This window comes from Mycobacterium sp. IDUB_1, from assembly GCF_055419625.1.
Genome location: NZ_JBVAYA010000002.1, coordinates 219212 through 231399, shown reverse-complemented (window position 1 = coordinate 231399; position 12188 = coordinate 219212). Strand labels below are relative to the sequence as shown.

12 protein-coding genes are annotated in these 12188 nt (G+C 66.9%); 4 read left to right on the top strand and 8 right to left on the bottom strand.

What is annotated here, in order from left to right:
• Positions 1-69 precede the first annotated feature (69 nt).
• From ACZYYX_RS13940 to pdxH, 6 genes are all read right to left on the bottom strand, one after another.
• Positions 70-489, bottom strand: a complete 420-nt coding sequence (locus ACZYYX_RS13940; RefSeq protein WP_463815114.1) for a MarR family winged helix-turn-helix transcriptional regulator — start codon at positions 487-489, stop codon at positions 70-72.
• Positions 479-1912: an MFS transporter gene (locus ACZYYX_RS13935; protein WP_463815791.1), complete on the bottom strand. Its 1434-nt coding sequence runs from the start codon at positions 1910-1912 to the stop codon at positions 479-481. The genes ACZYYX_RS13940 and ACZYYX_RS13935 overlap by 11 nt, the downstream gene beginning before the upstream one ends.
• A 153-nt stretch (positions 1913-2065) precedes the next feature.
• Positions 2066-3370, bottom strand: coding sequence for a citrate synthase (locus tag ACZYYX_RS13930; protein ID WP_463815113.1), 1305 nt, complete (start codon positions 3368-3370; stop codon positions 2066-2068).
• Between the two features lie 123 nt (positions 3371-3493).
• On the bottom strand, positions 3494-4144 hold the full coding sequence (locus ACZYYX_RS13925) for a TetR family transcriptional regulator (RefSeq protein ID WP_463815112.1): 651 nt from the start codon (positions 4142-4144) through the stop codon (positions 3494-3496).
• 81 nt (positions 4145-4225) lie between these two features.
• A complete protein-coding gene (locus ACZYYX_RS13920) occupies positions 4226-5497 on the bottom strand; it encodes an MFS transporter (protein ID WP_463815111.1) in 1272 nt (423 codons plus the stop codon).
• On the bottom strand, positions 5497-6126 hold the full coding sequence (gene pdxH, locus ACZYYX_RS13915) for a pyridoxamine 5'-phosphate oxidase (RefSeq protein WP_463815790.1): 630 nt from the start codon (positions 6124-6126) through the stop codon (positions 5497-5499). The genes ACZYYX_RS13920 and pdxH overlap by 1 nt, the downstream gene beginning before the upstream one ends.
• A gap of 95 nt (positions 6127-6221) precedes the next feature.
• On the opposite strand from pdxH, the gene ACZYYX_RS13910 reads away from it, so the two are divergent.
• The 4 genes from ACZYYX_RS13910 to ACZYYX_RS13895 all read left to right on the top strand — a co-directional run bounded on the left by ACZYYX_RS13910 (position 6222) and on the right by ACZYYX_RS13895 (position 9306).
• Positions 6222-7340 carry a citrate synthase 2 gene (locus tag ACZYYX_RS13910; protein WP_463815109.1) on the top strand — a complete coding sequence of 373 codons (1119 nt, stop codon included), beginning with the start codon at positions 6222-6224 and terminating at the stop codon, positions 7338-7340.
• Positions 7337-7951, top strand: coding sequence for a maleylpyruvate isomerase N-terminal domain-containing protein (locus ACZYYX_RS13905; RefSeq protein ID WP_463815108.1), 615 nt, complete (start codon positions 7337-7339; stop codon positions 7949-7951). The genes ACZYYX_RS13910 and ACZYYX_RS13905 overlap by 4 nt, the downstream gene beginning before the upstream one ends.
• A gap of 69 nt (positions 7952-8020) precedes the next feature.
• Positions 8021-8473, top strand: coding sequence for a VOC family protein (locus ACZYYX_RS13900; RefSeq protein ID WP_463815106.1), 453 nt, complete (start codon positions 8021-8023; stop codon positions 8471-8473).
• A gap of 56 nt (positions 8474-8529) precedes the next feature.
• The gene (locus ACZYYX_RS13895) at positions 8530-9306 is read left to right on the top strand and encodes a bestrophin-like domain (RefSeq protein WP_463815105.1); all 777 of its coding nucleotides are present in this window, start codon (positions 8530-8532) and stop codon (positions 9304-9306) included.
• Here the strand turns inward: ACZYYX_RS13895 and ACZYYX_RS13890 are convergent.
• Positions 9303-10976, bottom strand: coding sequence for a 4Fe-4S binding protein (locus tag ACZYYX_RS13890; RefSeq protein WP_463815104.1), 1674 nt, complete (start codon positions 10974-10976; stop codon positions 9303-9305). The genes ACZYYX_RS13895 and ACZYYX_RS13890 overlap by 4 nt on opposite strands.
• A gap of 36 nt (positions 10977-11012) precedes the next feature.
• Positions 11013-12041: an AurF N-oxygenase family protein gene (locus ACZYYX_RS13885; protein ID WP_463815103.1), complete on the bottom strand. Its 1029-nt coding sequence runs from the start codon at positions 12039-12041 to the stop codon at positions 11013-11015.
• Between the last annotated feature and the right edge of the window lie 147 nt (positions 12042-12188).

Genomic DNA, 12188 nt, shown 5'->3' with positions numbered 1-12188 from the left:
AATCTCCCAGCGGCCACTGACAATTCACCCCGAGCCTGGGGATGAAAACGGCTCTGGGGATGGACAGCGTCAGCCGGCGGCGAGTTTGTCCAGCAGCGATCGCAGCGTCGCCAAGTCGTCGGCGTCGAGACCGGTCAGCATCTCCGGTGCCGGGTCACGGACGTCGTCGATCGCACGCACCAACTCGCGTCCCGCGTCAGTCAGCGACACCACCTTGCAGCGACGGTTCTGCGGGTTGATCTCACGCCTCACGAGCCCACGCTGCTCGAGGTCGTTGATGGCGACCGTCGCAGCGGGCGCGTCTATGGTGGCGGCTGCGGCGATGTCTTTCACGGTCATCGGCGTCTTGCTGAGCCGCATCAGGATGCGCACGCGACTGAACGGCAATCCGGAGCGCTCGACGACGAGACGCTTCCACCCGTCGAGGTTGTCCATGACCAGTGCGGTCATGTCCCGCCACACCCCGTCGGCCATTGTGTCACCGGACATGGGCGCTGACCGGGGTCGGCGTGCCGGCGATCAGTGGCGCCAGCCGGTCCGCGGACCGTTGCGCGCGTTGCGTTGTGGAGAAAACCCCGAGCGTCAGGATCACCAACCCGAGCGCCACGCAGATGAACCAGAGTGGTCGAGCCGCTGCCGCGAAATCAGCGCCGCTCATGGTGATCGCCGAGCCGGCCACCGAACCACACAGCGCCACACCGATACTGACGCCCACCTGCCGACTCGTCGACGTCACCGCCGACGCGGCACCCGCGCGGTCCAGGGGCATCCCACCGACCGCAGCGTTCGTGATGGGCGCGTTGACCATGGCGAACCCGATGCCGAAGACCGCGAACACGATCACCAGCCACCACACCGGCGTGGACCGCGTCAAGAACGTGAGCATCGTGGCCGCGGCTGCGATCAGCGTTCCAGCGATCAACAGGGACGGGCGCGCGCCGAACCGGCCGACCAGGCGACCCGACAGCGGGGAGAAGACCAGTGCGCCGATTGCGATGGGCAGGTAGATGAGGCCGGTGTGCATCGCCGAGAAACCGCGCTCGCCTTGCAGATACAGCGACATCATGAACAGGAAGGCACCCCAGGCGGAGAAGGCACTGACCGCTGAGATGGTGGCCGAACTGAACGGGATGCTGCGGAAGAACCGGAGATCCAGGAAGGGGTCGTGGCGTCGTGATTCGTAGCGCAGGAACGCGGCGAGCGCCGCGACGGCGACGACGGCGACGACGATGACCCGGTGGTGGGTCCACCCCAGCACCGGACCTTCGATCAGGGTGTACACGATGCCGAACAGCGTGATGACAGCCAGCAACTGTCCGATCGGGTCGACACTGCGCATGGTGGCCGACTTGGTCTCGGGCACGAAGATGGCGGTCAGGATCAGCGCGGCCGCGCAGATGGGCAGGTTGATCCAGAACACCGAGCGCCAGCCGATCGTCTCGATGAGCAGGCCGCCGACGATGGGCCCGAGCGCCATCGAGATGCCCGTCACCCCACCCCAGATGCCCAGTGCCCTGGCCCGCTCCTGACGGCCCACGAATATCTGCGAAATGATGGACAGTGCAACGGGATTGAGCATCGAGCCGCCGATGCCCTGCAGGAACCGGGCGCCGATCAGGGCGTCGATGCTGGGCGCCAGGCTGCAGGCCAGCGATCCCAGCGCGAACAGGGTCAGGCCGATCTGGAAGACGCGCCTGCGGCCGAACCGGTCACCGGTGGCCCCGGACAGCATCAGCAGCGACGCCAGAACCAGGGTGTAGACGTCGAGCACCCACTGCATCTGAGATGGCGATGCCGAGAGATCGGTGCGGATGGCAGGGATCGCGACGTTGACGATCGTGGCGTCCATCGAGACGATCAGCAGGCTCAGACAGCAGGAGACCAGAACGATCGTCTTGCGCCTGGGCGTCAGGTTGCCGACAGTTTCATTCACACAACGATTGTGAAACTACAACTGTCACGATCGCAAGTGACGTCGGTGTGACGCTCGGCGCAATCGAGCTCGACGAAATGGCGGAGATCACTCGCGATTTCTCGCCCAAACGTCGGTTTGGGCGAAAAGTGGCTAGCGGGCGTCGAGGTCGGCGTAGTCCCGCTCGGTGTAGCCGGTGTAGATCTGCCGCGGGCGGCCGATCTTGTTCGGCTCGCCGTGCATCTCCCGCCAGTGCGCGATCCACCCGGGCAGCCGGCCGAGTGCGAACAGCACGGTGAACATCCGCGTCGGGAAGCCCATGGCTCGGTAGATCACGCCGGTGTAGTAGTCGACGTTCGGGTAGAGCTTGCGCTCGACGAAGAAATCGTCGGTCAGCGCGATCTCTTCGAGCTCCTTGGCGATGTCGAGCAGCTCGTCCTGCACGCCGATCTTGCCCAGGATCTTGTCGGCCTGCTCCTTGACGATGCGCGCCCGCGGGTCGTAGTTCTTGTAGACCCGATGGCCGAAGCCCATCAGCTTGACGCCGTCCTCGCGGTTCTTGACCTTCTTGACGAACGTCGCGACGTCGTCGTCACCCTTGCGGATCTTCTCGAGCATCTCGAGCACAGCCTGGTTGGCGCCGCCGTGCAGCGGACCCCACAGCGCGTTGATGCCACCGGAGATCGACGTGAACAGGTTGGCCTGCGAACTACCGACCAAACGGACCGTCGACGTCGAGCAGTTCTGCTCGTGGTCGGCGTGCAGGATGAACAGCATGTCGAGCGCGCGGACGAGCTCCGGGTCGACCTCGTAGGGCTCGGCGGGGAATCCGAACGTCATCCGCAGGAAATTCTCCACCAGCGTCAGCGAGTTGTCCGGGTACAGGAACGGCTGCCCCTCGGACTTCTTGTAGGCATAGGCGGCGATCGTCGGCAGCTTGGCCAGCAACCGGATGGTGGACAGCTCCACCTGCTGCGGGTTGAACGGGTCCAGCGAATCCGGGTAGTAGGCGCTCAGCGCGTTGACCGCGCTGGAGAGCACCGGCATCGGGTGGGCGTCGCGGGGGAAGCCGTCGAAGAACCGCTTGAGGTCCTCGTGCAGCAGGGTGTGCCGCTGGATCTGGGTGGTGAACTTCTCCAGCTGATCGGCGGTGGGCAGTTCGCCGTACAGCAGCAGGTAGCTGACCTCGATGAAGTTGGACTTCTCCGCGAGCTGCTCGATCGGGTAGCCGCGGTAACGCAGGATGCCGGCATCACCGTCGATGTAGGTGATGGCGCTCTTGGTCGAAGAGGTGTTGACGAAGCCGCCGTCGTACGTGGTGTAACCGGTCTTTGCCAGCAATGACCCTAGCGCGATGCCGTCGGCACCCTCGGTCGCTGTGACGATGTCGAGTTCCAGCTCCCCGCCGGGATAGGACAGGGTGGCGTGCTCTTTCCCGGTTTCGGCGTGATCGGCCACTGGGATCCCTTCGGGTCGGTTCTAACGGGAATCGCGAGGTCTGACTGCAAGTCTGACTACAGAAGGTAGTCGCATTCGCACGAGGGCGCCCGCGGGGGTCGCCGACGACGGATCACGCGCGCGTCAGACAGGTTGCCCGACCGCGGCGAACTCGGCCATGAAGTCATCGCAGACCGACTCGAACACGGCGATCGTCTCGTCCAAAGCGACGTTGACCAGCGCCGACGGGTGCCGGGTGACCTCCTGGAGCGCCGTCATCAACACACCGCCGAACACCGCCGCCATCAGCCTGACCCGACGGTCATGGACAGGCACTCCCATTCGGTCGGCGATCGCCACATCCACCGGGCTGGCACGGAATTCGACGGCCGCCTGCTGAAGCGTCCCCGAGGACACCGTGATCCGCAGGATCTGCATGAACCGATACGACGACAGTGCCCCGGCGGGGGCCAGCTTGGTGCTCTGCGCCATTCCGACGTACGCCCGGCGAAGTGCCTCGAAATGGCCGATCTCGGGCGGCTGGGTGATCAGCTCCGCGGCCACCCGGTCGAGCACCTCGTCGATCAGCGCCAGCGCGATCGCGTCCTTGGTGGCGAAGTAGCGGCTGAAGGTGCGGGGCGAGACGTCGGCGCTCGCAGCTATCTGGTCGACGGTCGTCCCGTCGAAACCCTGCCGATCACACAGCGCGACAGCGGCGTCGATCAGCGTGGCCCGGGTACGGCGCTTCTTGCGCTCACGAAGCCCGAGCACGGGCTCCCCCCTGACATCACCCACGGGAGTCGATGCTAATCGGCCAGGAGGTGTCGCGAGGGGCGTTCTGACATGCAGATCGATCGGCAGCGACCGGCCGCGGGATCACCGGACCCCGGGCACCCGATACCGCACGAAAGCCGGCACCGCCAGCGCCGCCAACACCACCCCGACCACCACGAGCACACCGCCGCCCGTCGCGGCGACGGTGGTGCCGACGGCAGCAGCCACCGCGCCGTGCGCAGTGTCGGCCAAGCGGGGTCCGCCCGCGACGACGACGATGAAAACGCCCTGCAGCCGACCGCGCAGCTCGTCGGACGCCGCCTCCTGCAGGATCGTCGACCGGAACGCCGCAGACACCATGTCGGCCGCACCGCCGAAAGCCAAGCAGCCCAGAGCGATCCACAGCATCACGCCTGCGGTGCCATTGGCCGCCCCTGCCGCGAGCCCGAAGCCGACGATCGCCAGGCCCCACGCCACGATCGCGCCGACCACCGCGAGCCCTTGCCTGCGCACCCGGGGCAGCCAGCCGGAGAAGACGCCGCCAGCCACCGCACCCGCCGACATCGCGGCCGCCAACAGCGCCATCGTGGTGCCGCCGTCGACGGGACCGCCGAAGCTCTCGTGGGCCATCTGCGGGAACAGCGCCCGCGGCATGCCGAAGATCATCGCGATCAGGTCGACCACGAACGACATCAGCACCACACGGTTGCCCGCGAGGTAGCGGAAACCGTCGAGCACGGCGCCCAGCCCGTAGCCCGGTGCACCCTCACCGGTCAGCAACGGCGGCATCGGGGTCAACCTGACGGTCGCCCACACCGCGGCGAGACAGGTCACCGTGTCGATGAGATAGAGGGTCGACAGGTCGACCCAGTGCAGGAGGACACCCGCGAGCAGCGGGCCCGCGATCGCGCCGAACTGCATGACCGTCATGTTCAAGGCGTTCGCCGCCGGCAACTGCGGGGTGGGCAGCATCCGCGGGATCGCCGCCGACCGGGTCGGCGAGTTCACCGCGAAGAACGCCTGCTGCACCGACAGCAAGCTCAACACCACCCACACGTTGTCGATCGCCAGCGCCGCCTGCAGCCACAGCAGCGCCGAGGACACCGTCAAGCCGCTGGAGGTGATGATCAGCAGTTTCCGCCGATCCATCGCATCGGCCCACGCGCCTCCCCACAGCCCGAAGACGACGAGCGGCACCAGCGCGAACAGCCCGGCCAGTCCGACGTACAGCGAGTTCTGGGTCAGGACATAGAGCTGCACGGGGACCGCGAAAATCGTCAGGTTCGCGCCGACAACGGTGACGATGCCGGCCGACCACAGCCGCCGGAAATCCGGTGTCTGTAGCGGCGTCGTGTCGGCGAAGAGCCGCCCCACTACGGTTGGAGGCGTTCGATGCGGTCCTGGCGAACGCGAATCCTGTTGTGCAGCCTGTTTTCTCGACCCTGCCAGAATTCGATCTCCTCGGCCGCGATGAGATAACCACCCCAGTGCGGCGGGACGGGCACCGCCTCGGCGTCGGCGAACCGTTCGGTGACCTCGGCGAGCTGACGGTGCAGCGCATCACGCGAGGCGACAGGCGTGCTCTGCGCCGATGCCCACGCCCCCAGCTGCGACCCCCGGGGACGCTGCGCCCAGTAGGCGGCGGTCTCGGCGTCGGGCACCTTGGTCACCGCCCCGCGGACGTGTACCTGCCTGCCGAGCGCGTACCAGGGGAACGTCGCCGAGGCGTACGGCTGGGAGGCGAGCTGCTCGCCCTTGGCCGAGTCGTAGTTCGTGTAGAAGGTGAGGCCGGATGCGGTCACGCTCTTGCACAACACGGTGCGGGTGAACGGTCTTCCCGCCGCGTCGACCGTGCCGACGACCATCGCGTTCGGTTCGACGACCCCGCCCTGCTCGGCGTCGGCCAACCAGCTGGTCAGCAGGGCGAGCCAGCCGCCGTCGAGCCAGGTCTCGTCGAGGTCGGCGCTGCCGTCCTTTTCCACCGATCCGTACTCCACCCGCATGCGCGCGAGGTGATCCGATGTGCTCACGCGATCACGCTACGCCCGAGGTACGACTGGCAGTTTCGGCGGCGGGGGGTGGTGCGACAATCACGCCCATGACTGCGGTGCCCAAAGATTTCGCCCCCGGACTCGCGGGCGTGGTGGCGTTCGAGACCGAGATCGCCGAACCGGACAAGGACGGCGGCGCCCTGCGCTACCGCGGCGTCGACATCGACGACCTGGTGGCGAATCAGGTGACCTTCGGCGACGTCTGGGGTCTGTTGGTCGACGGTCGGTTCGGGCCGGGACTTGCGCCTGCCGAACCGTTCCCGGTCCCGGTGCACAGCGGTGACGTTCGCGTCGACGTCCAGGCCGGCCTGGCGATGCTGGCCCCGATCTGGGGGTTGCAGCCGCTGCTGGACATCGACGACCAGACGGCGCGCGACGACCTGGCGCGGGTCTCGGTGATGGGTCTGTCCTACGTCGCGCAGTCCGCGCGCGGCATCGGCAAGCCGGCCGTCCCCCAGCGCATCATCGACGAATGCCCCACGGTGACAGCACGATTCATGACCCGATGGCAGGGCGAACCCGATCCGCGGCACGTCGAGGCCATCGATGCCTACTGGGTGAGCGCTGCCGAGCACGGGATGAACGCCTCGACGTTCACCGCGCGGGTCATCGCGTCGACGGGCGCAGACGTCGCCGCCGCACTGTCCGGTGCGATCGGCGCGATGAGCGGTCCGCTGCACGGCGGCGCCCCCGCCCGCGTCATCCCGATGATCGAGGAGGCCGAGCGCACAGGTGACGCGCGCGCGGTCATCACCGGCATCCTGGATCGCAAAGAGAAGCTGATGGGATTCGGCCACCGCGTGTATCGGGCCGAAGATCCCCGGGCTCGCGTCCTGCGGGCCACCGCGCAACGGCTCGCGGCGCCGCGATACGAGGTCGCCGCCGCGCTGGAACAGGCCGCGCTGGCCGAGTTGCGGGAACGCAGGCCCGACCGTGCGATCGAGACCAACGTCGAGTTCTGGGCAGCGGTGATCCTCGATTTCGCGCAGGTGCCGCCGACGATGATGCCCGCGATGTTCACGTGTGGGCGCACGGCGGGCTGGTGTGCCCACATCCTCGAACAGAAGCGCCTCGGCAAGCTGGTGCGACCGTCGGCGATCTACGTGGGCCCGTCACCGCGCAGCCTCGAGTCGGTCGAGGGCTGGAACACGCTGGCCCGGCCATGACGACCGAACGGATCGTCTTTGCCTCGGCCGCACGCTATCTGGCGACGCTCGCGCGTCAGATACCCGCGGATCGGTGGGACGATCCGGGGCTCGGCGAGTGGTCTGTGCGCGATCTGGTCGGGCACACGTCACGATCGCTGATCACCGTGAGCACCTACCTGCACTCCCCAGCATCCCGCGAGGATGTGCGCACACCAGCCGAGTACTACGTGCGCATCAACGCCCTTGCCGCCGGCATGGGCGCCGAGGCGATCGTGGAGCGCGGGCGTCAGGCCGGCCGTGATCTCGGCGAACACCCCGTCGCCGCGATCGACGAACTGGTCGAGCGTGCGCTCGGCGACATCGACGCCGCCGGTGATCCCCTGATCGAGGTGATCGGTGGGCTGGGCGTGCGGTTGAACACCTACCTGCCGACCCGGACCTTCGAGATCGCCGTACACGGTCTGGACATCGCCGCTGCGGTGGGGCTGACCGTGCATCCGCCGGTCGAGGTGCTCGCCGAGGCCGCCGCGCTGGCGGGCCGCATCGGCGCACATCTGGGGCAGGGCCCGGCGGTGCTGCTGGCGTTGACCGGACGCAGCACGCTGCCGGCGGGGTTCTCCGTCGTCTGAGCCGATGAGTTCCGCGGACCGGCCGGGTCAGTACCGACGACCGTCCGACCCTCACCGAAGGAGACTTTCATGGCCATCGACAACACCCCGATGCTCGTCCCCCACCTCGTGGTGGGCGACGCCGCCGCAGCGCTGGACTTCTACGCCCGGGCATTTGGCGCCGAGGAGATGGTCCGACTGCCGGGACCCGACGGCAAGCTGATGCACGCCTGCATGCGGATCAACGGATCGATGGTGTTCCTCAACGACGACTTCCCCGAGTACAACGACGGGGTGTCGACCACCCCCACCGCGCTGGGTGGCACGCCCGTCACGCTCCACCTGCACGGCGCCGACGTCGATGGCCGATTCCAGCGGGCCCTCGATGCCGGCGCGGTCGTGGTCAACCCTCTCGAGGACCAGTTCTGGGGTGACCGCTACGGGGTGGTGCGTGACCCGTTCGGCCATCATTGGGCGCTCGCCGAGTCGGTGCGCGAGGTCGACGTCGCCGACATCGCGGCGCAGATGGGTAGCGATGCCTGACAATTCCGCTGGTGTGTTTGCCAGGCTAGGCGGGGCGGGCCAGCAATAATCCGACGATGATCTGGTTGCTCCAGTTCCCGCCTGTGCTTCTCGGACTGATCTGGGTCGTCGTCATTGTGGGAATCTCCGTGGGCGGGCTCGTGCTGTTCCGCAAGATGGTGTCGCACACTCGGCTGGAGAACGCGAATCCGGTGTCCAGTGCGGTGTTTCAAGTCGCCGGAGTGCTCTACGCCGTACTGGTCGCGTTCGTCGTCGTGGTGGTGTGGGAACAGATGGGCGACGCCGAGGACGCCAGCGGCAAGGAGGCCTCGGCGGTCGCCGAATTGCTCCGCGATTCCACTGCGCTACCGGCCGCGAACCGTGACGAGGTGGAGCGCAGCCTGATCGCCTATACGCGGAACGTGATCGACAGCGAATTCCCTAGGATGCGCCGCGGCGAGCCCATCTCTGAGCAGTCCGAGGCGCTCGACAACGTGTGGAACTCGTATCTAAAGGTCCAGCCGGAGACCCGCAACGAGATCGCGTTCTTCGATCATGCGATCGTCCGACTGAACGATCTGAGCGCCAACCGGAAGTTACGGGTGTCCACGGGCGAGGCCTCGGTGCCAGCCGAACTGTGGGTACTGCTGATCGGTGGCGGCGCCGTGCTGATGGCGTTCACCTACCTGTTCGGCACACGGGACCTGCTGGTCCACGGATTGGCGATCGGGTTGACGGCATCGTTGCTCGCCTTCGTGATGTACCTGATCTTCGCGCTCGAGCATCCGTACGTCGGCGCGCTGTCGGTGCAGCCCACCGCGTTCATCAACGTGCTGAACTACTGGAACAGTTAGCGCAGCAACCCGGCCAGCAGCCGTCGGTGCATCGGCTCGACCGGCGCAGCGGCGGCGACACGCAGCATCTCGTCGGTGTCGGTGAACTTCACGCGGGGGCGCCGGCCCTCACCGCGCGCCACCTCGGCGGCATCGATCGCGCGCCATCCGACGGCGTCGACGACCTGTGGCTGTCGTCCGCGGACAAAGCGCTCCACAGCTGAGGGCCGGTGGCGCGGTTCGGGCAGACGCCCCGCGTTGTAGTCGGCGACCAGGGTCTGCACGGTCTCTGCCGCACACGACTTGTTCGTGCCGATGAACCCCGTGGGACCACGCTTGATCCACCCGGCCACGTAGCAGCCGTGCAGTGGCGCATCACCGTCGAGAACCCGGCCACCGTCGTTGGGCACCACCCCGGCGGTCTCGTCGAACGGGACTCCTCGAATCGGCATGCCGCGGTAGCCGATCGACGTCAACACGGTGCCCGCCTCGATCGTGACCACCTCGTCGGTGCCGGTGACGTCGAATTCCATCCCCGTCACCCGTTGCGCGCCGAGCACCCGGCGCGGAGTGAGCAAGTACGCCAACCGAATTCGCGGACGGGTGATGGGCGCGGTGCTGTCACCGAGTTTGGTGAGGATCTCGAGTTTGCGACGAGTCAGGTCGTCGGTCACCTCGGCCAGGTCATCGCGCACCCTCTGATGATCGGCGGGGGCCAGCACGACCTCGCATCGAGCCGTGAGCCCGATCAGTTCTGGCAGGGTGAATGCCGACGCGGCAGGACCACGCCGCGCGGCGATCACCACCTCGGAAACGTTCGACTCGCGCAGCGCCGCCAACGCATGATCGGCGATGTCCGTGCGCGCCAACGCATCCGGATCGGTGGTGAGAACACGCGCCACATCGAGGGCGACGTTGCCGTTGCCGACGACGACCACGCGCTCACCGCTGAGATCGACCGAGAGGTCGGCGAAATCGGGGTGCCCGTTGTACCAGGCCACGAATTCGGTGGCGGTGCACGCACCCGGGAGGTTCATCCCCTCCACGTCGAGGCGCTTGTCGGTCGGCGCACCGACGGCGTAGAGCACTGCGTGATGGTGCTCGAGCAACTCGTCGTGGGTGAGGTCCGATCCCACCTCGACGTTGAGGAAGAACCGAAAGTCTCGGCGGGCGGCGATCTTGTCGAACAGCGCAGTGACCCGCTTGGTCGCCTGGTGATCGGGAGCCACGCCTGCGCGCGCCAAACCGTAAGGGGTCGGCAGCTTTTCGAACACGTTGACCTGCACGCCCGCTTGGGTGAGCAGCTCGTCTGCGGCATACATCGCGGCGGGCCCGGAGCCGACGATCGCGACCCGCAACGGGCCGCTGCCGCGGGTGTGCACCATCGGCGCCTCCGGCACCGGAGCGAGCTTGGACGTCGGCGGGAGCTTGCCTTCCCGCTTCGGATAGAACCCTGCGTTGATCTCAATGAACGGCAACTGCTCGGCGCTCAGCCTGCTGTCGGGTGCGATCGCACCCACCGGGCAGGCCGACACACACGCTCCGCAATCGACGCAGGCGTCCGGATCGATGTAGAGCATCTCGGCGGTCGCGAAGCCCGGCTCATCCGGTGACGGATGGATGCAGTTGACCGGGCACGCGAAAACACAGGACCCGTCGCTGCAACACGACTGGGTGATCACATGGGGCATGGTCTGTCGCTGGCCTGTCGCTACGTCTGTCCTGGCCTACGCGACCGAAGCCAGGTGCGCGCGCTGCGGCTCGCTGCGGTACCGGCTGGGCCGCCCGCTGATCCGGCAGATACGCCACATGAGCTTGGCGAGCGGGTTCATCAGCCCGGTGTCGTGGGCCAGCATCCGCACGTCACCGAACATGTCCTGCAGCATCTGCCTCGACTCCGCAGAGGAGAAGAAGATGTCCTTACGCACCGAGCGCGGAATGTCGAATTCCTTCCAGAACGCCCGCGGCGGGACGATGATCGCCGAACACAGCACGCGCATGACCACAGGAACGTAGAGCGAGAGCCAGAACCGCTTGCGCCTCGGCAGATCCGGAACCCGCTTGCGCAGGTACTCGTGAGCGAACGAGATGTGGCGGGCCTCCTCGGCGACGTGAATCGCCATGACGCGCTCCATGATCGGATGCAGCGCCTTGCCCTCGCGCAGCACGTTCTTCTGCGTGTGGTCGATGGGCTCCTCGCCGGCGAGGATGCCGAACCAGAACGGGATCGGCAGCGGGCCCGCAACCAGCGGGATCACGGGCTGCACCCACTTGAGCAGCTTCGGCATGCCCGGCACGTCGGCGCCGATGCGGTTCACCATCTCCTGGAACATCAGGGTGTGGTTGCACTCTTCGACCGCCTCGTGCAGGCAGTAGCGGTACTCCGGCGAGCCGTTGGGCGTCCAGAACGCGTACTCCATCAGCCCGCGGATGAGGATCGACTCGAAGTGCAGACCGACCTTGGCGACGTTGGCCTGGCGCCACATGCCGATCTCGATCTGGCGCTGCTTGGGCTGGGAGCGGTACCACTCGTGCTTGCCGATCGGGTCCGTCGCCGGGAGAATCCAGCGCTCGTCGTTCGGCGTGACTGCGAACTCGGGCGAGTTCCAGTCGATGTCGGTGTACGGATTGAAATTGCGCCGCACGGACCCCTCAGAGAGGGTCTGCAACGTGTTCACGTACTCCGCGTCGTCGAACACGTCCATGTTCTTGCGCCAGCGGCGGATGATCTTCGTGCGTGCTTCTTTGACTGCCATCGGGAGCCTCCATCCCTCATACGAGGTTTACATTCCTGTACCCGTTGTCCAGCGACAGTACCCGCGGTCCCACAAATTGAACAGGGCAATCTCCTGAATGTGCCCTGAGCGCGTTATTCCGATCACACGTGATGCAGATCACAAGCA

What these genes read in the sequence shown, in the direction of transcription:
- ACZYYX_RS13940 (WP_463815114.1), bottom strand. Translation starts at nt 489, where the DNA reads ATGTCCGGTGACACAATGGCCGACGGGGTGTGGCGGGACATGACCGCA.
- pdxH (WP_463815790.1), bottom strand. Translation starts at nt 6,126, where the DNA reads ATGCGGGTGGAGTACGGATCGGTGGAAAAGGACGGCAGCGCCGACCTC.
- ACZYYX_RS13910 (WP_463815109.1), top strand. Translation starts at nt 6,222, where the DNA reads ATGACTGCGGTGCCCAAAGATTTCGCCCCCGGACTCGCGGGCGTGGTG.
- ACZYYX_RS13905 (WP_463815108.1), top strand. Translation starts at nt 7,337, where the DNA reads ATGACGACCGAACGGATCGTCTTTGCCTCGGCCGCACGCTATCTGGCG.
- ACZYYX_RS13900 (WP_463815106.1), top strand. Translation starts at nt 8,021, where the DNA reads ATGGCCATCGACAACACCCCGATGCTCGTCCCCCACCTCGTGGTGGGC.
- ACZYYX_RS13895 (WP_463815105.1), top strand. Translation starts at nt 8,530, where the DNA reads ATGATCTGGTTGCTCCAGTTCCCGCCTGTGCTTCTCGGACTGATCTGG.
- ACZYYX_RS13890 (WP_463815104.1), bottom strand. Translation starts at nt 10,976, where the DNA reads ATGCCCCATGTGATCACCCAGTCGTGTTGCAGCGACGGGTCCTGTGTT.
- ACZYYX_RS13885 (WP_463815103.1), bottom strand. Translation starts at nt 12,041, where the DNA reads ATGGCAGTCAAAGAAGCACGCACGAAGATCATCCGCCGCTGGCGCAAG.